This is a genomic window from Demequina sp. NBRC 110055, assembly GCF_002090135.1.
GTDB lineage: Bacteria > Actinomycetota > Actinomycetes > Actinomycetales > Demequinaceae > Demequina.
In genome coordinates this window covers 72636-93335 of the sequence record NZ_BBRL01000010.1, presented here as the reverse complement: position 1 = coordinate 93335, position 20700 = coordinate 72636, and the positions used below count along the sequence as shown (strand labels likewise).

Sequence of the window (20700 nt, the reverse complement as noted above, 5' to 3'; positions counted from 1 at the left end):
CCGTTGACGATGGCTTCGCTCGACGTACTGGTCACCACGACCGGCCCCGACGTCCCGCTCCCGCGGTACTCGCATCCAGGCGATGCGGGTGCCGACATCATCACGCGAGTCGACGTGGATTTGGGCCCCGGCGAGCGAGCCACCGTCCCCACGGGCCTCGCGATTGCGTTGCCCGACGGCTACGCCGCGTTTGTGCACCCGCGCTCGGGCCTCGCCGCACGCCACGGCATCACCGTGGTCAACGCACCTGGCACGGTCGACGCGGGCTACCGCGGCGAGATCCAGGTGACACTGCTGAATACCGATGCGACCGAGCCGGTGTCGTTGAAGGCCGGCGACAGGATCGCGCAACTGGTGATCCAGCGCGTCGAGAAGGCCGCGTTTGTGCAGGTAGAGAAGCTCCCGGGCTCTCACCGCGGCGAAGGTGGCTTCGGATCGACGGGAGTGCGGGATGTCTGAGCCGACGCCCGACGCCACGCCCGACTCGACGCCAACACCCTTGGCCGACCCGCTCGCGGACCTGGACGTCCTCGACGGGCCCTGGTCCTTGGCCGATGCCCCCGCCGAGGCCCGCTTCGTCAACTTCGGTGCCCTGCGCATCGGCGCCATCGACGGCCTGCAGATGCGTCCCGAGTTCGACGCGAAGACCCGTCAGTGCGGTGCCGTGTCGGTGCGCTCCGGCGACGTCCAGGTACAGCTCCAGGTGATCGCCGCCCCGCGCGGTGCCAGCCGGTGGACGGACCTGCGCCCACGCATGGCCGAGCAGCTTCGCGCCCAGGGCTCGCAGGTCTCGGTCGACGAGGGACGCTACGGCCCGGAGCTCGCCGTCCTGCGCCCCCACAAGCGTCCCGACGGCGCCGTCATCGCCATCCCCATGCGCGTGCAGGGCGTGGACGGTGACAGGTGGCTACTGAAGGTCACCAGCATCGGCCCCAGCGTCCACCAGGAATCCACCAGGGCCCGCGTCGACGCGCTCATTTCCCGCTGTGCGGTGGCGCGCGGCGAGGGAGCCGCGGTCCCCGGCTCGGTGCTGATGCTGACCCCGCCTGCTGGCGCGCCCACGCCGGGCGCACCGGGCCAAGCGTCGCCGCGAGGCGGCGATACGGAAGGCGGCCAGTGAGCGTCGCCCCCGCCCATCAGCGGATCGCCGACGCGGCGGCCCGAGAGGTCGTCACCGTCGCCGGGCGCATCGCGTCGCTGCAGGTGGAGCCGCACGACGCGGCACCCAAACTGACCGCGAGACTCGACGACGGCAGCGGCCGCATCGACGCCGTGTTCATGGGCCGGCGCGCGATCCCCGGGATCGAGGCCGGCGCCCAGATCACCGTCAGCGGGCGCGTCTCGGACGCCGAGGCGACGCCGCGCATCTACAACCCCCAGTACTGGCTCGCATGAGCGACGACGGCGCACCCCACGAGCCCGCGCGGCCCGAGGACACCCCCGCCCGCACGGCCCCGACCGGCGGCCTTGGCAAGGTGCTCGACGCCGAGGACTTCTCCCTGGCCGATGCGGTGGGCGGCTGGCGCGGTTTCGCCGAGGCCGCCGCACCGGGCGTGGTGTTCGTCGCCGCCTACCTGATCGACGGCACCATGCGCGTGCCCGTCATCGCGGCCGTGGCCACCATGGTCGTGTTGGTCATCGTCCGGCTGATCCAACGCTCGTCGATCCAGCAGGCTCTGTCGGGCGCGGTCGGCGTCGGCATCGGCGCCATCTGGGCGTGGCGCACCGGGGAGCCGAGCGACTACTTCGCCGGCGGATTGCTGCTGAATGCCGCCTACCTGGTGGGACTCATCATCTCGATGGTGGTGCGCTGGCCCGTGGTCGGCATCGTCGCGGGGCTGCTGCGAGGCGAGGGCACCGGATGGCGTCAGGTCCCCCGTGAGATGAAGGCGATGCAGATCGCCACCGCCCTCTTGGCCGCCATGTTTGCGCTGCGCCTGGCGGTCCAGGCGCCGCTGTACTTCGCCGACCAGGTGGCCGCGCTCGGCACGGCCCGCTTGGTGATGGGTGTGCCGCTGTTCGCGCTTACTCTGTGGGCGGTGTGGCTCGTGGTGCAGAGCGCAAGACCGGCGTCAGAGACTCCGGATCCGCCTCAGCCGACACAATAAACAGCAGCTCGTCGTAGGCCTCGAGCGTGTCCGCGGGGCTGGGGGCGATGGTCCGGTCGCCGCGCACGATGCACGACAGCACGATCTCCTGCGGCCACTCGATGGAGCGCACGGTCGCGCCCACGACGGGGGAGTCCGCGGGCAGCGTCACCTCCATGATCGAGGCGCCCGACTGGTGGAACGTGAAGACCTTGACGAGGTCGCCCACGGCGACGGCTTCTTCGACCATGGCCGTCATGATCCGCGGGGTCGACACGGCGACGTCCACGCCCCACTGAGCGTCATACATCCACTCGTTGCGAGGATTGTTGACGCGAGCCACGGTACGAGGCACGCCGAACTCGGTTTTGGCGAGGAACGACACCACGAGGTTCGCCTTGTCGTCGCCGGTCGCGGCGACCACGACGTCCATGGTCTCGGTGCCGGCCTCGCGCAGCGCGGCCATCTCACAGGCGTCGGCGAGCATCCACTCGGCCTCGGCCACTTGCGCGACACGCATGGCGGCAGGGGAGGCGTCCATGAGGAGCACCTCGTGGCCGTGCTCGAGCAGGTCGCGCGCGATGGACCGGCCCACGGAACCCGCGCCGGCGATGAGTACCCTCACGACTGTCCTCCCGGTCCGCGCGACACCGTACGTTCGACAAAGTTCCGTTCGGACTCGGGGATGGCGAACCACACCTCGTCGTCCACCTGCACCACCGTGCTGGGCTCGGGTAGCACGGCCTTGCCGAAGCGCACCAGGTAGGCCACGCGGGCGTGTAGCGCGGACTGGAGCGCGTCGACCGTGGTGCCCACCCAGCCGTCGTGGAGCGACAGCCGGCGCACGGACACCCCGGCCGTCTCGTCGGTGTAGCCCTCGTCCGAGCCACCGGGCAGCAGTCGGGACACGATCTGCGCGCTGGTCCACGGCACGGGAGCCACGGTCGGGATGCCCAGGCGGCGGTAGACCTCCGCGCGCCCGGGGTCCGCGATGCGCGCCACGACGTTGTCCACCCCATAGGTTTCGCGTACCACGCGCGCGGCCAGGATGTTCGAGTTGTCGCCGGAGGACACGGCCGCGAATCCGTAGGCATCCTCGACGCCGGCGGAGACCAGGGTCTCGCGGTCGAAGCCGATGCCCGTGATGCGCTGGCCCTGGAAATCGGCGGGTAGTCGACGGAACGCGTCGCCGACGCGGTCGATCACTGCCACGGAGTGGCCTCGCGACTCGAACTGGCCGGCCAACGCCGCGCCGGTGCGCCCGCAGCCCATGATGACGATGTGCACGGGAACCCACGCTATACCCACCCGCCCCTAGGATGGTGCGACGTGACAGGAGTTGGGGATCGTCTGCGGCGCCTCGTGTTCGGGGCGCCCGTCGCGACCGATGCCGCGGTGCCGGTGACGCTGCGTTCGCGCCTGGCGCTTCCCGTGTTTGGTGCCGGCATCCTGTCCGCTGTTGCGTATGCGCCCGATGCGGTCGTGGATGCCTTGCGTCGCGGCAGCCAGCAAGGCGCGATTCCCTTCATGGCGGTCGGCGTCGTCGCGATCATGCTCTTGCTCGCCTTCGCGTACCGCTCGAACATCAGGGCCCGCCCGGACGACCTGGGCGACTACGGGCTGGTGCGTGACGTCCTCGGACGGGGCGCGGGTGTGGTCACCGGCGCGGCCGTGCTGGTCGACTATCTGTTCACGGTTGCCGTGTCCGTGGCGGCGATCACGCAGTTGATCGCGTTCATGATCCCCGAACTCCAGCCGTACGACTCGCTGCTGGGTGTCGTCTTGGTGGGGCTCATCACCATCGTCGCCCTCCGCGTGGTGCGTGAGCGCGCGCGAGTGCTGCTCGCCGTCTGGTTCGGCTTCCTCGTCGTCATCGCGGCCATGCTCGCCTTGGGCCTCGCGCGCCAGCACACCGTCGGCGCACCCATCGCCCCCAACGCCCCCGAGACGTGGTCGATCTGGTTTGCGTACGCCGGCGCCATCGCCTCGGGCGCTGTCATGGTGACCGGGATCGAGCACCTCGCCTCGTCGGCCCCCAACCATGAGCAGCCGCGCGCGAAGCGGGCGGGCCGCACGCTCCTGCTGGCGGTGATCGCCTCGGCCCTCGCGTTCCTGGTCGTCGCGATCCTGTCGTGGCTGTACCGGATCACGGGCTGGTCCAAGGGGCCCATCCTGCTACAGGTCGCGCAGGAGGTCTTCGGCAACCCCATCGCCGTGTGGATCATGGCCCTGTTCGCGGGCGGCATCCTCTACGTCGCGGTGATGTCCGTCTTCCGGCGCTTCTCGTCCCTGGGCGCCATCCTCGCGCGCGACGCCTATCTGCCGCGCCAGCTCTCCCAGCGCAACGACCGCCTGGTGCTGCGCGGCGGCATCCTCATCATTGCCGGGTTCTCCGCCGTCGGCGTGGTGCTGGCGGGCGCCGAGGTCGAGACCCTCATCCACATGTACGTGGTGGGCGTGTTCGCCGCGATCGTGATGAGCCAGGTCGCGATGGTGCGCTGGACTGGCGCCAAGCTGGGGCTCGCGACGGACCCCAACGAGCGCCTGCGCCTGCAGGGCCGGCGCGTGCTCCACGCCGTGGCGGCCGGCGTCGCCGCGCTCGTGTGGATCGTCGTGGCCGTCTTCAACTTCGTCAACGGCGCGTGGATCGCGATCGCGCTCATCGCCATCCTCATCGTGCTGATGCACTCGGTGAACAAGCACTATGCGGCGGTGCGGGCCGATGTGCGGCTGCAGCGCTCCGACCTGGACGTGGCGCTGCCGAGTGCCACCCATGGCGTCGTCCTGGTCAACCAACTGCACCGCCCGGCCATCCGCGCCCTCGCGTATGCGAAGGCGGCGCGGCACTCGTCGCTCGAGGCCGTGGCCGTGCAGACCGAGCGCGAGGGCACCCAGGAGCTCCAGCACATGTGGGGCAAGATCGACTCGGGCGTGCCGCTCGTGATTCTCGACTCGCCCTACCGGGACCTCGTCGCCCCCGTGCTCGACCACATCCAGGGCCTGCACCGCGCCAACCCCCGCGAGGTCGTCGTCGTCTACGTTCCCGAGTACATCGTGGGCCGCTGGTGGGAGCGCTTCCTTCACAACCGCGCGACCACGCGTCTGCGCCAGCAGCTGCTGGGAAAGAAGGGCGTGGTCGTCGCCGCGGTGCCGTGGCACCTCGAGTCCGCGCGCGAGGCGGTCGCGGTGGAAGAGCCGCCGGAGCCAGGGGAGCAGCTGCCGTGACCACTCTTGACCTCACCGTCGGCGCGCCCGCGCACGGCGGCCACTGCGTGGCCAGGCACGAGGGCCGCGTGGTCTTTGTGCGTCACGCCTTGCCCGGCGAGCGGGTGCGTGCACGCCTGACGGAATCGGGTGCCGACGCCAAGCTGTGGCGCGCCGATGCCGTCGAGATCCTCGAGGCGTCCGACGACCGCGTGGACTCGCCGTGGCCCGAGGCGGGACCGGGCGGCATCGGCGGTGCGGAGCTCGGCCACGTCGCCCTCGCGGCCCAACGCGAGTGGAAACTCGCCGTGTTGCGCGAGTCCTTCAAACGCTTCGCCGGGCGCCCCTTCGAGGGCGCGGTCCGCGCACTGGACGGCGACGACGAGGCCGGCGGCCTGCACTATCGGACCCGCGTGAGCGCTTCGGCCGATGCCGAGGGCAAGGCCGCGATGCACGCTCACCGGGGCGACACCCTCCACGCGCTGACGGCGATGCCGCTGGCCGTCCCGGACGTGGAGCACGCGCTCTTGAGCCACCGATTCCCCGCCGGCGCGCGGGTGAGCGTGGCCCAGGGGACGGACGGCACCGTTCGCATCGTCGTCGACGGCACGCCCTGGAAGGCTGGCAAGAAGGACACCCGTCCGCACGCGCCTCGCACCTTGCGCGAATCGGTGACGGTCGCGGGTCACACCTACGACTTCAAGGTCGACGCCGACGGCTTCTGGCAGGTCCACCGCGGCGCGCCCGCGACGCTCGTGGGCGAGGTCCTCGCTCGCGTCGGCGACGCCGCATCGGTGGCGGATCTCTACGCCGGTGCGGGTCTCTTCAGCCTGCCCCTGGCCGCGACCGGTCGTGCCGTCACGTCGGTCGAGACGGACCGAGGCGCCTCGCGCTCGGCCCGGCGCAACCTGCACGCCTACCCGCAGGCGAGCATCGTCCAAGGCGACGTGCGTCGCACGCTCGAGTCCGGCATCGGCCGTCCCGACGCCGCCGTGATCGACCCGCCGCGTTCGGGGGCGGGGCGGCGCACCCTCGACGCGCTGGTCGCGACCGGAACACCGCGCATCGTCTATGTCGCGTGTGACCCTGTGGCGCTCGCGCGAGACACGGCACTCTTGGCCGAGCGCGGCTACGACCTCGTCGATGCCCAGGCATTCGACCTGTTCCCCATGACGCATCACGTCGAAACGGTGGCGACCTTTACCTCCCGTTGACCGGCTCAAGGGTCGGGGATGTCCGTCGTGGCCGATAGGATGGCCGCGGACACGAACCATAGGAGGTTGCTGCATGAGCGAGAACACGCTGGGATCCAAGGCCACGCTGGACGTGGACGGAAAGTCCTACGAGATCTACCGGCTCGGGGCGGTCCCCGGTCTGGAGAAGCTTCCGTTCTCGCTCAAGGTCCTCGCAGAGGCGCTGCTGCGCACCGAGGACGGCGCCAACATCACCGCCGACCACGTGAACGCGCTGGCCGCGTGGGACCCGCAGGCCGAGCCCGACACGGAGATCCAGTTCACCCCCGCGCGCGTGGTGATGCAGGACTTCACCGGCGTCCCCTGCGTCGTCGACCTCGCCACCATGCGCGAGGCCGTCGCGGAGCTCGGCGGCGACCCCTCCGTCATCAACCCCCTCGCGCCCGCCGAGATGGTCATCGACCACTCCGTCGTCATCGACGTGTTCGGCCGCAAGGACGCGCTCGAGCGCAACACCGACCTCGAGTACGAGCGCAACCGTGAGCGCTACCAGTTCCTGCGCTGGGGCCAGACGGCCTTCGACAACTTCAAGGTGGTGCCCCCGGGCACCGGCATCGTGCACCAGGTCAACCTCGAGTACCTGGCCCGTGGCGTGATGACCAAGGACGTCGAGGGCGCCACGCAGGCGTACCCCGACTCGTGCGTCGGCACCGACTCGCACACCACCATGATCAACGGCCTGGGCGTGCTCGGCTGGGGCGTGGGCGGCATCGAGGCCGAGGCGGCCATGCTGGGCCAGCCCGTGTCCATGCTCATCCCGCGTGTGGTGGGCTTCAAGCTCACCGGCGCGATCCCCGCCGGCGCGACCGCCACCGACGTGGTGCTCACCATCACGCAGATGCTGCGCGAGCACGGCGTGGTCGGCAAGTTCGTCGAGTTCTACGGCGAGGGAGTGGGCGCGGTGCCGCTGGCCAACCGCGCCACCATCGGCAACATGTCGCCCGAGTTCGGCTCGACCGCCGCGATCTTCCCGATCGACGGCGTCACCATCGACTACCTGAAGCTCACCGGTCGCTCCGAGGACCAGGTCAAGCTGGTCGAGGCGTACTGCAAGGAGCAGGGCATGTGGCACGACCCCTCCGCCGAGGGCTACGTCGAGCCGGTGTTCTCCGAGTACCTTGAGCTGGACCTGTCGACGGTCGTGCCCTCGATCGCCGGTCCCAAGCGCCCCCAGGACCGCATCGAGCTGACCGACGCGAAGGCGTCGTTTGGGCAGTCGATCCTGAACTATGCCGAGCACGAGGAACTGCACGGCCTCGACGAGTCCGTGGAAGAGACCTTCCCCGCGTCGGACCCCATCGCGGCCGAGGCACACGCGGGCGACGCGCCTGCACCTCGCGAGTCCAGCGCCGACATTCGCAAGCGCCGCCCGCACAAGCACGTGCCGCTGACCCTCGCTGACGGCACCGAGACCGCCCTCGACCACGGCGCCGTGGTGATCGCGTCGATCACGTCGTGCACCAACACGTCGAACCCGTCAGTCATGCTCGCCGCCGCGCTGCTGGCGCGCAACGCGAACCAGAAGGGTCTGAACGTCAAGCCGTGGGTCAAGACCTCGATGGCGCCTGGCTCGCAGGTCGTCACCGACTACTACGAGAAGGCCGGCCTGTGGCCCGACCTCGAGGCGCTCGGCTACCACCTGGTGGGCTACGGCTGCACCACGTGCATCGGTAACTCGGGCCCGCTGCCCGAGGAGGTCTCGCAGGCGGTCAACGATAACGACCTCGCCGTCGTCTCGGTCCTGTCGGGTAACCGCAACTTCGAGGGTCGCATCAACCCGGACGTGAAGATGAACTACCTCGCGTCGCCGCCGCTCGTCATCGCCTACGCGTTGGCCGGCACCATGGACCACGACTTCGAGACCGACCCGCTGGGCCAGGACACCGACGGCAACGACGTGTTCCTGCGCGACATCTGGCCCTCGGCCGCCGAGGTCGAGGAGATCGTCGGCTCGTCGATCACCGAGGACATGTTCGCCAAGGACTACGCCGACGTGTTCGCCGGTGACGCGCGCTGGCAGCAGCTGCCCACGCCCGACGGCAAGACCTTCGAGTGGGCCGATGATTCGACCTACGTGCGCAAGCCCCCGTATTTCGAGGGCATGGGCGCCCAGCCCGAGCCCGTCGAGGACATCACGGGTGCGCGTGTGCTGGCGCTGCTGGGCGACTCGGTCACGACCGACCACATCTCGCCCGCAGGCGCGATCAAGCCCGACAGCCCCGCGGGCGTCTACCTCGCCGAGCACGGCGTCGAGCGCCGCGACTTCAACTCCTACGGCTCGCGCCGCGGCAACCACGAGGTGATGATCCGTGGCACGTTCGCGAACATCCGCCTGAAGAACCTGTTGCTCGACGGCGTCGAGGGCGGCTTCACGTACAACTTCATGAAGGGCGAGCAGGACACCATCTACGACGCCGCGCAGGACTATGCGGCCGGCGGCACGCCCCTGGTGGTCCTCGGTGGCAAGGAGTACGGCTCCGGCTCGTCGCGCGACTGGGCGGCCAAGGGCACGCGCCTGCTGGGTGTGCGCGCGGTCATCACCGAGAGCTTCGAGCGCATCCACCGCTCGAACCTCATCGGTATGGGCGTGCTACCGCTGCAGTTCCCGGCAGGTCAGTCCGCCGCGTCGCTGGGCCTCGACGGCACCGAGACCTTCGACATTCCCGGTGTGTCCGCGTTCTCGAACGGCGAGCACCCCAAGGCGCTGACGGTGACGGCCACCAAGGCGGACGGCTCGGTGGTCGAGTTCGACGCGGTCGTGCGCGTCGACACGCCCGGTGAGGCCGACTACTTCCGCAACGGCGGCATCCTGCAGTACGTGCTGCGTTCGCTCGTGAGCGCGTAAGCACGCCCGTGCGGGTCTCGCCCGCGTCGACCCGCGCGTCCGTTCACCCCATCAGGTGAGCGGGCGCGCGGTCGCATGTGGGCCGCGCGGCCCGGTGCCACGTACAGTGGTCGCTTATCGTCAACCGTTCCCGCCGCACGGCGGGTGAGTCAATGTCAGGAGAACCGCGTGCTGGAGCGCATCGAGTCACCCCGTGACCTCGACGGGCTGACCTCGGAGGAACTCACCGAGCTCGCCCAGGAGATTCGGGATTACCTCGTGGCGTCCGTGTCGCTCACCGGCGGCCACCTTGGCCCCAACCTGGGCGTCGTCGAGCTCACGTTGGGCCTGCACCGGGTCTTCGAGTCGCCGCACGACTCGATCGTGTTCGACACCGGCCACCAGTCGTACGTCCACAAGCTCCTCACGGGCCGGCGCGACTTCTCCGCGCTGCGCACCCGTGACGGGCTCGCGGGCTACCCCCAGCGCTCCGAGTCCGAACACGACATCGTCGAGAACTCGCATGCCTCGACCGCCGTGTCGTGGGCCGCGGGCATCGCGCGCGGCCACACCCTGCGCGGCGAGGATGACCGGACCACGGTCGCGGTGATCGGCGACGGCGCCCTCACCGGCGGCATGGCCTGGGAGGCGCTGAACTCCGTGGCCGCCTCGCGCGACAGGGTCGTCATCGTGGTCAACGACAACGGCCGCTCCTATGCGCCCACGATCGGCGGCCTCGCCCGCCGCCTCGACGGCATTCGCACCGATCCCCGTTACGAGCAGTTCCTCGGCTGGGGCAAGCGCACCTTCGAGGGCCGCGGTCCGTGGCGCAACTTCACCTACCAGACCGTCATGCACGGCAAGCGGGCCGTGAAGGGCCTGATCGCGGAGCCGGGGATGTTCGACGACCTCGGGCTCAAGTACGTGGGCCCCGTCGACGGTCACGACCTCGAGCAGGTCGAGGGAGCGCTGGCGCACGCGAAGGCGTTCGGCGGCCCCGTCATCGTGCATGTCCTCACCGAGAAGGGGCGCGGCTACACGCCCGCCGAGGAGGACGTGGCCGACCGCTTCCACGCGGTGGGGCGGATCCACCCCGAGACGGGTCTGCCCGTCAAGCCCTCGCGATTCGGGTGGACCAAGGTGTTCGCCGAGGAGATCCTCGATGTCGCGCGCGAGCGCGACGACGTGGTCGCGCTGACGGCCGCAATGCTTGCGCCCGTGGGCCTGCAGCCGCTCGCCGACGCCTTCCCTGACCGCGTGATCGACGTCGGCATCGCCGAACAACACGCGGTGACCTCTGCGGCAGGCCTCGCCTTCGCGGGCATGCACCCCGTGGTCGCCGTGTATGCGACGTTCCTCAACCGCGCCTTCGACCAGGTGCTCATGGACGTCGCACTGCACGGCGCAGGCGTGACGTTCATGCTGGACCGTGCCGGCATCACCGGTGACGACGGCCCCAGCCACAACGGCATGTGGGACATGGCGCTGCTCAGGCACGTGCCCGGGCTGCGCATCGCGGCGCCGCGCGACGCCGCCACGCTGCGCCGCGCCTTCCGCGACGCCATCGACGTCGATGACGCCCCCACCGTGGTGCGCTACCCCAAGGGTCCCGTGGGCGACGACCTGCCCGCGGTCCGCGCCGTGGAAGACATCGACGTGCTGTCGGAAGCGGGCGTGAGCGACGGCGCGGCACCGCGCGTGGTGGTGCTCGGGCTTGGCTCGATGGCGCCGACCGCAGTCGACACGGCCGCCAAGCTGGCCGCCGATGGCCTGTCGGTGATCGCCGCCACCGCGACGTGGGTGCATCCGGTGCCCGACGGGCTCGAGGAACTCACCGCGGGCGCCGAACTGATCGTGACGATCGAAGACGGCCTCGTCGATGCCGGCCTCGGCCAGGAATGGGCCGAGTACGCGCGCCTGACCGGCGGCACCGCCACCTGGATCCACCACGGCGTGCCCCGCGAGTTCCTCGCTCACGCGTCGCGCGATCAGATCGTGGAGCAGGTGGGCCTGGACGCCTCCGCCATCGCCGACGGAGTCATCGCGGCCCTCGACTGACCCGGCCCGTCAGACAGTCTGAACCGGAATGAGAGGCGGCGCGCCGCGGTGCCCATCGGTTTGGCCCACGCCTGAGGCTGGTGAGGCCTGTGTGACAGGTGGGACTCGCTCACCTGTCACACCCTGCACATCTGTCACACCCGTGGGCCACACCGATGGGGCGGCGGCTCGACCCACTGCGTCTCGTTGACACGGACCGTGGTGCGAGGTCGCTATTCGCCCGCGCGAGCCGCCTCCGCGAAGGCCTCCGCGAGCACGGGCGCCGTGAGGTCGATCTGCCATGGCCGTGCGTCGCGCGACGCCAGCAGAGCGCGGATCTCTTCCTCGCCGCCGCCGCGGTGCTCCCAGCACGCGCGACGCATGGCGTCGGGCTGTAGGAGGTTCTCGACGGGCATCTCGAGCTTCTCGGCGAGCGCGAGCAGGCGGGGGCGGGCGAGATCGAGCCGCGCGGCGGCCTCGGGGCGCTTGTCCTTCCAGATCCGCGGCTGCGGGGGACCGTCCCCGCGCGGCCCGCGCTTGGCGGGAAGTTCCGCCTCGGGAAGGGCCAGCGCCTTTTCGATGGCCGGGAACCACCGGGGTGCGGCGCGCTTGGTGCCGCGGGACTGCCACTCGCGCACCTGCAGCAATGCCGCGAGGGTCGTGGGCTTGGCCTGTGCGGCGGCCGTGATGGCGGCGTCGCGCAGTACGCGGCCCGGAGAGATGTCGCGTCGTTGTGCGACCTTGTCGCGCTCCTCCCACAGGGAGCGAACGATGGCGAGGCCGCGCTGGTCGCGGATCTGGTGCGAGCCGGAGGTGCGGCGCCACGGTTCCACGCGCGGCGGCGGCGGGGGAGCGAGGCGCACCGCCTCGAACTCCTGGCGCGCATACTCGAGCTTGCCGGCCTCCTCGAGGTGGGCGTACATGCCGTTGCGCAGGTCGATCAGCATCTCGACGTCGAGCGCGGCGTAGACCAGCCAGTCGTAGGGCAGCGGCCGGGTGGACCAGTCCTGCGCCGAGTGCTCCTTGGCCAGCGCCAACCCCAGCTCGCGCTCCACGACCGCGGCGAGGCCCACCTTGGGCCATCCCAGCAGTCGGGCGGCGAGCTCGGTGTCGAACACGGATGCGGGTGTGAGTCCCAGGTCGCGCATGCCCGGCAGGTCCTGGCTTGCGGCGTGGAAGATCCACTCGGCGTCGCCGAAGGCCTCATTGAGAATCGACAGGTCCGGCAGTGCGTCCGTGTCGATCAGGGCGATGCCGGCGCCTTCGCGCTTGAACTGTGCGAGGTAGGTCGCCTGCCCGTACCGAAAACCCGAGGCGCGTTCGGCATCGGCCGCAATCGGGCCGGTGCCCGCGGCAAAGGCCGCCGCCATCCGCTCCAGGCCCTCGACGGTCGCGATGACCTGGGGGACACCTCCGGCGGGTTCGGTCAGGGGGGTGGCCGATGCTGCGGTCGCCTCGGCGGCGGAAGCATCGGTAGGGGCGTCGCTCATGCGTGGCGTCCCGGCAGCATCGTGACTCCTTCAGGAAGATCAGGTACGCCCGCGCAGGAGGCGAGCAGGTCGGTCCAGGCTCTCAGGTGTGGCTCCATGTCGGTGTCCTCGGGGGTCCACGAGACGCGCACTTCGACGTGGACCTCGTCGTCGCGCTCGGCGAGATCGCCGAAGGACCGGTTGGTCACCTTGGTGACCGTGCCGCCGCTGGCGTGATGTGGGACGCCCTCGAGCGACTCCTGCAGCCACGACCACGCGACCTCCGCCCACATGTCGTCGGCGCCGATCTCCGGCTCCACCTCGGCCTTGACCATCGCGACGATGCGGTAGGTACCGTCCCAGGCGTCGTGCCCCGCGGGATCGTGCAGGAGCACGAACCGTCCTGTGGCGTGCAGCTCGTCGGAGTCGAGCTCCCCGGTGATCGCGACGGCGTACGGCGCGATGCGGGAGGGGGCGGGCGCCTCGGCGAGTGTCACGTCGGCACGGGTGTGGGCGGACGCGAGCGACGTCAACGCGGCACGGAAGTCCGGCGGCGCCTGCTCGAAGTCCTGGGCCATACGGTTGAGCCTAGGCGTGGCGCCTACCGTGGCCCCGGTTCGCCACGCGACGCGAGCGCACTAGGCTGGAGCGCGGTACAGACCACCTTCCCCGGACACGAACAGGACGGAACATGGCTCAGGCCCAGATCGGTGTGACAGGACTCGCGGTGATGGGGCGCAACCTTGCGCGCAACTTCGCCCGCAACGGCTTCACGGTGGCGGTGCACAACCGTTCGCCTCAGAAGATGCACTCGCTCATTGAGGAGCACGGCTCCGAGGGTGAGTTCATCGGCTGCGAGACGCTCGAGGACTTCGTCGAGGCCCTCGCGAAGCCCCGCACCGTCGTCATCATGGTGCAGGCCGGTGGCCCCACCGACGCCGTCATCGACGCGCTCACGCCGCTGCTCGAAGAGGGCGACATCATCGTCGACGCGGGCAACGCTCACTTCCCCGACACCCGCCGTCGCGAGGCAGCGCTCAAGGAGAAGGGCCTGCACTTCGTCGGCGCAGGCGTCTCCGGTGGTGAGGAGGGCGCGCTGCTGGGCCCCTCGATCATGCCCGGCGGACCCGCCGAGTCCTATGCGACCCTCGGCCCCATCCTCGAGAAGATCGCCGCGAAGGCCGAGGACGGCACCCCGTGCTGCGTGCACGTCGGTCCCGACGGCGCCGGCCACTTCGTCAAGATGGTGCACAACGGCATCGAGTACGCCGACATGCAGCTCATCGGCGAGGCGTACCACCTGCTGCGCGCGGGCCTGAACCTCACGCCCGCCGAGATCGGCGACATCTTCGCCGAGTGGAACACCGGTGACCTCGACTCGTTCCTGATCGACGTCACCGCAAACGTCCTCAAGCAGGTCGACGCCAAGACCGGCAAGCCGCTCGTGGATGTCATCGTGGACGAGGCGGGCCAGAAGGGCACCGGCCGCTGGACCGTGCAGTCCGCCCTGGACCTCGGCGCCCCGGTCACCGGCATTGCCGAGGCCACGTTCGCCCGTGCGATCTCCTCGCAGACCGCGCAGCGCGAGGCCGCCCGCGGCGTGCTCGTTGGCAACGCCGGCGACTTCCACATCAAGGACCGCAAGGGCTTCATCGAGGACGTGCGCCTCGCCCTGTACGCGTCCAAGGTGGTCGCCTACGCCCAGGGCTTCGACCAGATCCAGGCCGCCTCCGAGGAGTACGGCTGGGACATCAAGCGCGGCGAGATGGCCAAGATCTGGCGTGAGGGATGCATTATCCGCGCCCGCTTCCTCGACCGCATCACCGAGGCCTACGAGCGCAACGACTCGCTCGCGTCGCTGCTGGTGGATGACTACTTCGCCGGCGCCATCGCGAACGGGGTGGGCGCCTGGCGCCGCGTGGTCTCCCAGGCCGCGCTTGCCGGCGTGCCCGCGCCCGCCTTCGGCTCGTCGCTGTCGTACTACGACTCGCTGCGCGCCGAGCGCCTGCCTGCGGCCCTGATCCAGGGCCAGCGTGACTTCTTCGGCGCCCACACCTACAAGCGCGTGGATGCCGACGGCACCTTCCACACGCTGTGGGGCGGCGACCGCACCGAGGTCGAGGCCTAAGCCACGCCACTCACACGCCCCGGTCGCCCTCACGGGTGGCCGGGGCGTCGTGCTGTCTGCGCCGTGTGCGGCTCACTAGGGTGTGACCCATGACCGCCCGCCTCGTCGGACGGAGGCCCCATGTCGAGCCCGACGCTCTGATCGCCGCCCTCGTCCCCCCGCCACATTTCGCCGCCGCCACCTTCGACTCCTATCTACCCGACCCCGAGTACCCCAGCCAGCGCGAGGCCGTCGACGCCGCGCGTTCGTTCGCCAAGGGCATCGGCCGACGCGGGCTCCTTCGCCGCTCAAGCGCGGGCAAGGGCATCTACCTGGACGGCGGCTTCGGCGTCGGCAAGACCCACCTACTGGCGTCGCTCGCCCGCGAGGTGGGCGATCGGGCCGCGTTCGGCACCTTCGTCGAATACACCCAACTCGTGGGTGCCCTGGGCTTCCAGGGCACGCGCCGCGCGCTGCAGGAGTTTGCGCTCGTGTGTATCGACGAGTTCGAACTCGACGACCCCGGCGACACGGTCCTCATGGCCCGGCTCATGCGGGAGTTGGCCGATGCCGGGGTAGCGTTGGCTGCGACATCCAACACCCTGCCCGGCTCGCTCGGCCAGGGGCGCTTCGCCGCCGACGATTTCCAGCGGGAGATCCAGGCCGTCTCGAGCGTGTTCGAGGTCATCACCATTGACGGACCCGACTATCGCGGGCGCGGCGACCTCACCTTCCCTCCGCCGGCCAAGGTCGAGGACGTGATCGCTGCGGGAAGGCCGGACGGAGCCGCCTGCGAGGACTGGGCGGCGCTGATGGAGGACCTCACCCATGTGCACCCCAGCCGCTTCGGCGCATACGTGGACGGGCTCGAGGTGCTGGGCCTGCGCGGCGTCGCGCCGCTGACCGACCAGGCTCAGGCGCTGCGCCTCGTCGCGCTCGTCGACCGCCTGTACGACCGCGACGTGCGCATCGTCGCCTCCGGACACTCGCTCGGGGAGGTCTTTACCAAGGACATGCTGCGCGGCGGCTACCGCAAGAAGTACTACCGCGCCCTCAGCCGCATGCTCGCGATGGTCGCGGGGGAGTAGAGCCAGCGCGCGCCGACGCCCTCCGACTGCTACAACAGGCAGTAGCGACCATGAGGGGGACACCATGACCAGCACCAATAACGGCGGTGCCGCGGCCGGCGGCGGCTTCTACTTCCTCGGCATGATCGGTTCGGCCGTGTACTTCTGGAACGTCGCCGACGGGTTCTGGGAGCACGTGGGCGCGCTCCTGCAGGCGCTGGTGTGGCCAGCGTTCCTCATCTACGACGTGTTCGTCGCCCTGAACGCTTAACGCTGCGCCACAAGCGCGACGGCGTCGCCGGCGAGCTCGAACCCGCCGTCCAACGGCGTGACACTGCCGAAGGACCCCACCAGCTCTCCACCGTCGGTGACGACGGCCGATGCGTCGGTCAGGTTGGCATGGACCGTCACGGGGCCACTCAGCGTGAGGACTCGCGGGGAGGACTCGCTCGCCCCGGCGGGGTGCGCGGCCCACGCCTCGCGCGGTTCCACCCGTGCGCGCAGCGCCATCAGCGTCGCGACCCAGTCGCGCAGCGCGTGGTGGTGTGCGCTGTCGGCGCCCACGCCGTCACCCAACTTGGAGCGCAGGAAGGTGGTGCGGTCCTGAGGATCGGGGACGTGCACCTCACCGCCGTACAACTGCTCCCAGCCATGGCCACCGAATTCGCTCATGCGACCCTCGGACACCGCCGTACCCAGCGGCTCGTCATGGTCGGTGAAGAACATGAAGGGCCTGGTCTCGCCGTACTCCTCGCCCATAAACAGCATGGGCGTGAAGGGCGACAGTAGCACCGCCGCGAGCGACGCGGCCTGCGCGCCGGGCGTGAGGTGCGTGGACGGTCGGTCGCCGATGGCCCGGTTGCCCACCTGATCATGGTTCGACGCGAACGCGATGAAGCGGCGACGGTCCACGTCCGCAGCGACGGGCTTGCCCCACTCGCGCCCACGGAACGGAGAATGCGTGCCGTTGTGCCAGAACACCTCTCGATAGACCTTGTCGAGCGTCTCGAGCGACCCGAAGTCGACGTAGTAGCCGTGGCGCTCGCCGGTCAGGTAGGCGTGTAGCGCGTGGTGGATGTCGTCGTTCCACTGCGCCGTCATCCCGAACCCACCCTCCGCCGTAGGCGTCACCATGCGCGCGTCGTTGAGGTCGGACTCGGCGACGAGGGATAGCGGGCGGCCGAGGCGATCGCTGAGGGCGGCGGTCTCGTCGCTCAGCTGCGCGAGGACGTGTCGGTCGGAGTCGTCCGCCAGCTCGTGCACGGCATCCAGCCTGAGGCAATCGATGTGGAAGTCCTCGAACCAGCGCAGGGCGTTGTCGCAGATGTAGCGGCGCATGCCGTCGGCCTCGGGCTGATCGAGGTTGACGGCCCAGCCCCACGGGGTGTGGTGAGCGTCGGTAAAGTACGGGCCGAACTTGGACAGATAGTTGCCGTCGGGGCCGAGGTGGTTATAGACGACGTCGAGGCACACCGCGACTCCTGCGCGATGCGCGGCGTCGACGAAGCGTTGGAGCGCCGCGGGCCCGCCGTAAGCCTCGTGCACCGCGTACAGCGATACGCCGTCGTAACCCCAGCCGTGTCGCCCGGGGAAGGGCGCGAGCGGCATGAGTTCCACGACGTCGACGCCCACCGAACGCAGCGCCGGCAGCTGTGCGGCGGCCGCGTCGAGCGTGCCTTGAGGCGTGAAGGCGCCCACGTGGAGTTCGTAGAAGACCTTGCCGAGCACGTCGACGCCTGACCACTCGCCGTCGTTCCACGCAAAACGCGCGGTGTCATAGATGCGCGACAGGCCGTGGACGCCGCCGGGCTGGCGTGCCGAGCGCGGGTCGGGCCACGGGCCCTCGCCGTCCACGATGTAGCCGTAATCGGTGCCGGGAGGCAGGTCGGGACCCGACCACCAGCCATCGGCGCCCCTGGTCATTGCGGTGACCTCGGCATCGGCCGAGCCCACGACGAGCCCCACGGAGTCCACATGGGGTGCCCACACGCGCGCCATCATGCGTCCTCCCTGACGAGCAGCGCGACGGGACGCGCCCCGAGGAGAGCCTGCAACTCGACCGTGCCGCCGTCGAAGGCGTGGCGGCTCAGCACGTCGCGCCAGCGGCCCTCGGGCAGCGTCACGGTGTGCTCGCGCCAGCCGCCGAGTTTCTCGAGGTCCAGCCCGAGCCGAGTGGCCGCGGTGATGACCTGCGCGGACTCGCCGTCGGTGCGGGCGTAGACCACGGCGTGGCCCGAGGAGGACGGCAGGGGCACGTAGCCGCAGTCGTCCCCGGTGAAGGCCTCAGGATGTTCCCGCCTGGTCTGCAGGGCGCGCGCGGTCACCAGCAGCTTTTCCTCGGCCAGGGTGCGCGGCTTCGCGCCGGTCGTGACGCGCTCGAGCATCTCGGCCAGCGCGTCGTAGTCGACGGGGCGGCGGTTGTCGGGGTCGACGAGGGACGGCGCGAGGGTCTCGGTGCCCTGGTAGGTGTCCGGAACCCCGGGCATCGTGAGCTGGATGAGCTTCATCGACAGGATGTGTGCACGGACGCCCGCGGCGGCGGACTCGTGCCACTCGGTCAGGAGTGAGCGCACGGCGTGGTCGGCGTGTGTGGCCTGCGCGAACCACAACACGGAGCTTTCGTAGGACTCGTCGATCGAGGTCCACGTCGTGTGGGTCTTGGCCTCGCGCATCGCCTTGATGAGGTAGCCCTCGAGGCGGTCCCACTCCATGAACGAGTGCTCGTCGGACGTTCCGGCGAGGGTCTGCCACCACAGGTTCTCGGTGCGGCCATCGAGAAGGGAGGGACGCATCTCCTCGGTGGCGGCCTGCAGTCGGGTGACGAGCGCGTCCCACTCGTCGGCGGCCTCTGACAGCACCGACAGGCGTGCGCGGACGTCCTCGGAACGCTTGGTGTCGTGGGTGGTGAGGCCGGTCATGCCGTGCGGGTATTGGATCTGCTGCTCGTCGGCCCACGCGTGGAAGTTGGCCGGCGGGAGGGCGAAGCGGGAGGCGGGCGATCCCACCTCGCACAGCGGCAACAAGTGTGTCCAGCGGTAGTACGCGGTGTCCTCGATGCCCTTAGCCATGACGGCGCCGCAGGCTTGCTGGAAGCGGGTGATGAGCTCGCGTCGGTTGGCGTCGTCGGTGCGGCCGGCGGAGCCCACCTCGGCGCCCTTGAGAAGGTCGACGACGACCTCGAGCGTCTCGTGGCGCTCGGCGTCGAGCTGGGCGCGCGCGAGCTCCGCGGCATGGTCGATGGCCTCGAGCGACGCGGGCTTGGGTGGCACGCCCGCGACGACGTAGGCGCGGTAGCGGTCGAACGTGATCAGCAGCGTGCGCAGGCAGTCGTACAGCGCCCGCCAGGTGTGGTCGCGCAAGCGTACGTCCGTGGTGCAGATGGTGTGGGCGATGGTCGCGAGGCGGTGCACCTCGCTCGACAGCGACTCCTTGACGATCTCGCGCTTGGCCTCGTTGATCATGGCCGGCAGCGTCCCCATCGCGTCGCCCGTGAGGCGGTGCAGCGTGGCGGCCAGGGGAGAGGAGCCGGCGGGGTCGCGTAGCAGCGCCCCCACGCGCCATGCGCCGTCGTAGCCGGTGGTGCCCGCGGTCTTCCACGAGGTGGGCAGGCGCTCCTCATCCTCGAGGATCTTCTCGACGACCACCCAGGCGCCGTCGGTGGCGTCGGAGAGGCGTTGCAGGTAGCCGGCGGGGTCGGCGAGGCCGTCGGGGTGGTCGATGCGCAGGCCCTGCAGCGTGTTGTCCTTGATGAGGTCGACAATCACGCGGTGGGTCGCGTCGAACACGTCGGGGTCCTCGACCCGCACGGCCACGAGCGAACCGACGTCGAAGAAGCGCCGGTAGTTCAGCTCCTCGTTGGCGACGCGCCAGTAGGCGAGGCGGTAGTGCTGCTGGTCGACGAGCATCGCCATGGGTAGGTTCTCGGTGCCGGGGCGTACGGGGAACACGTGCTCGTAGTAGCGCAGCACGGGCACTTCGCCGGCGTCCTCGAAGCCCGGGACGACCATCGTGTCGAGCGTGAGTTCGCCGTTGGCGAGCACCGTGCCGATGCGCTGGCCGAGCACGGGCATCAGCACCGGGTCGCCGCCGGACCAGTCGACGTCGAACCAGTGGGCGTGGTCCGACTCCTCGCCCTCGGCGAGCACGGACCACAGCGCCTTGTTGAAGTACGCGGGGGTGGGGACGGCCATGTGGTTGGGCACCACGTCGGCGATGAGGCCGATGCCGTGTTCGCCGGCCTTCCACGCGAGGTCGCGCAGGCCCTCGATGCCGCCGAGAACCGGCGAGATGCGGGAGTGGTCCACCACGTCATAGAAATGCGTGGAGCCGGGCGCGGCGTCCAGGAGGGGGGAGAGGTAGAGGTGAGTGACGCCCAGGGCGGAGAAGTAGTCCAACCTGGCGGCGGCATCGGCGAACGTGAAGGACTCGCTTAATTGCAGGCGGTATGTGGAGATCGGTACCGCCGCCTCGGCCCTGTGTCCCAGGCGGCGGGTCGTTTCGTGACTGATCTCAGACATGCAACTGTGGCCCTTTCCAACGCTTGTGGTCATCCTCCCAGATAAGCGTGTCGGGGGTGTTTCTCATTCCTGAGGCACGCAGAAAGCCCGGCCGATGCCGTGGGGCAGCGGCCGGACCGGTCCGGATGTGAGGCG

At 70.1% G+C, this 20700-nt stretch carries 17 protein-coding genes; 11 read left to right on the top strand and 6 right to left on the bottom strand.

Features of this window, described 5'->3' with window-relative positions; genetic code table 11:
• Positions 1-9 precede the first annotated feature (9 nt).
• The 4 genes from dut to B7K24_RS11660 are packed head-to-tail and all read left to right on the top strand — an operon-like array spanning position 10 to position 2108.
• Positions 10-459 (top strand): dUTP diphosphatase, encoded by a 450-nt coding sequence (gene dut, locus B7K24_RS11675; RefSeq protein ID WP_084130512.1) that lies wholly within the window; start codon positions 10-12, stop codon positions 457-459.
• Positions 452-1120 carry a DUF3710 domain-containing protein gene (locus B7K24_RS11670; RefSeq protein ID WP_084130511.1) on the top strand — a complete coding sequence of 223 codons (669 nt, stop codon included), beginning with the start codon at positions 452-454 and terminating at the stop codon, positions 1118-1120. The genes dut and B7K24_RS11670 overlap by 8 nt, the downstream gene beginning before the upstream one ends.
• Positions 1117-1395, top strand: coding sequence for an OB-fold nucleic acid binding domain-containing protein (locus tag B7K24_RS11665; protein ID WP_084130510.1), 279 nt, complete (start codon positions 1117-1119; stop codon positions 1393-1395). The genes B7K24_RS11670 and B7K24_RS11665 overlap by 4 nt, the downstream gene beginning before the upstream one ends.
• On the top strand, positions 1392-2108 hold the full coding sequence (locus B7K24_RS11660) for a DUF3159 domain-containing protein (RefSeq protein WP_084130509.1): 717 nt from the start codon (positions 1392-1394) through the stop codon (positions 2106-2108). Before B7K24_RS11665 ends, B7K24_RS11660 begins: the two co-directional genes overlap by 4 nt.
• On the opposite strand, the gene B7K24_RS11655 is transcribed toward B7K24_RS11660, so the two are convergent.
• Together B7K24_RS11655 and B7K24_RS11650 are read right to left on the bottom strand one after the other, a co-directional pair.
• Complete coding sequence (locus B7K24_RS11655; protein ID WP_084130508.1) at positions 2026-2712, bottom strand: TrkA family potassium uptake protein; 687 nt, start codon at positions 2710-2712, stop codon at positions 2026-2028. The genes B7K24_RS11660 and B7K24_RS11655 overlap by 83 nt on opposite strands.
• Positions 2709-3374, bottom strand: coding sequence for a TrkA family potassium uptake protein (locus B7K24_RS11650; protein ID WP_144268285.1), 666 nt, complete (start codon positions 3372-3374; stop codon positions 2709-2711). The genes B7K24_RS11655 and B7K24_RS11650 overlap by 4 nt, the downstream gene beginning before the upstream one ends.
• A gap of 42 nt (positions 3375-3416) precedes the next feature.
• Between B7K24_RS11650 and B7K24_RS11645 the strand changes: the two genes are divergently transcribed.
• From B7K24_RS11645 to dxs, 4 genes are all read left to right on the top strand, one after another.
• On the top strand, positions 3417-5312 hold the full coding sequence (locus tag B7K24_RS11645) for an APC family permease (RefSeq protein WP_144268284.1): 1896 nt from the start codon (positions 3417-3419) through the stop codon (positions 5310-5312).
• Positions 5309-6505: a class I SAM-dependent RNA methyltransferase gene (locus tag B7K24_RS11640; RefSeq protein ID WP_234986694.1), complete on the top strand. Its 1197-nt coding sequence runs from the start codon at positions 5309-5311 to the stop codon at positions 6503-6505. Before B7K24_RS11645 ends, B7K24_RS11640 begins: the two co-directional genes overlap by 4 nt.
• A 73-nt stretch (positions 6506-6578) precedes the next feature.
• Complete coding sequence (gene acnA / locus B7K24_RS11635; RefSeq protein WP_084130505.1) at positions 6579-9389, top strand: aconitate hydratase AcnA; 2811 nt, start codon at positions 6579-6581, stop codon at positions 9387-9389.
• A gap of 168 nt (positions 9390-9557) precedes the next feature.
• Positions 9558-11426 carry a 1-deoxy-D-xylulose-5-phosphate synthase gene (dxs, locus tag B7K24_RS11630; RefSeq protein ID WP_234986693.1) on the top strand — a complete coding sequence of 623 codons (1869 nt, stop codon included), beginning with the start codon at positions 9558-9560 and terminating at the stop codon, positions 11424-11426.
• 212 nt (positions 11427-11638) lie between these two features.
• Here the strand turns inward: dxs and B7K24_RS11625 are convergent, their stop codons facing one another.
• Together B7K24_RS11625 and B7K24_RS11620 are read right to left on the bottom strand one after the other, a co-directional pair.
• Positions 11639-12895, bottom strand: coding sequence for an HRDC domain-containing protein (locus B7K24_RS11625; protein ID WP_084130503.1), 1257 nt, complete (start codon positions 12893-12895; stop codon positions 11639-11641).
• Positions 12892-13452, bottom strand: coding sequence for a DUF3000 domain-containing protein (locus B7K24_RS11620; protein ID WP_084130502.1), 561 nt, complete (start codon positions 13450-13452; stop codon positions 12892-12894). Before B7K24_RS11620 ends, B7K24_RS11625 begins: the two co-directional genes overlap by 4 nt.
• 65 nt (positions 13453-13517) lie before the next feature.
• On the opposite strand from B7K24_RS11620, the gene gndA reads away from it, so the two are divergent.
• The 3 genes from gndA (at position 13518) to B7K24_RS11605 (ending at position 16319) form a co-directional block, all read left to right on the top strand.
• Positions 13518-15002: an NADP-dependent phosphogluconate dehydrogenase gene (gene gndA / locus B7K24_RS11615; protein ID WP_255372788.1), complete on the top strand. Its 1485-nt coding sequence runs from the start codon at positions 13518-13520 to the stop codon at positions 15000-15002.
• Between the two features lie 89 nt (positions 15003-15091).
• Positions 15092-16069, top strand: a complete 978-nt coding sequence (gene zapE, locus B7K24_RS11610; protein WP_084130500.1) for a cell division protein ZapE — start codon at positions 15092-15094, stop codon at positions 16067-16069.
• A 64-nt stretch (positions 16070-16133) separates the two neighbouring features.
• Complete coding sequence (locus tag B7K24_RS11605; protein ID WP_084130499.1) at positions 16134-16319, top strand: hypothetical protein; 186 nt, start codon at positions 16134-16136, stop codon at positions 16317-16319.
• Here B7K24_RS11605 and treZ read toward each other — a convergent pair.
• Together treZ and treY are read right to left on the bottom strand one after the other, a co-directional pair.
• A complete protein-coding gene (gene treZ, locus B7K24_RS11600; protein ID WP_084130498.1) occupies positions 16316-18049 on the bottom strand; it encodes a malto-oligosyltrehalose trehalohydrolase in 1734 nt (577 codons plus the stop codon). The genes B7K24_RS11605 and treZ overlap by 4 nt on opposite strands.
• The gene (gene treY, locus B7K24_RS11595) at positions 18046-20565 is read right to left on the bottom strand and encodes a malto-oligosyltrehalose synthase (protein ID WP_084130497.1); all 2520 of its coding nucleotides are present in this window, start codon (positions 20563-20565) and stop codon (positions 18046-18048) included. The genes treZ and treY overlap by 4 nt, the downstream gene beginning before the upstream one ends.
• Between the last annotated feature and the right edge of the window lie 135 nt (positions 20566-20700).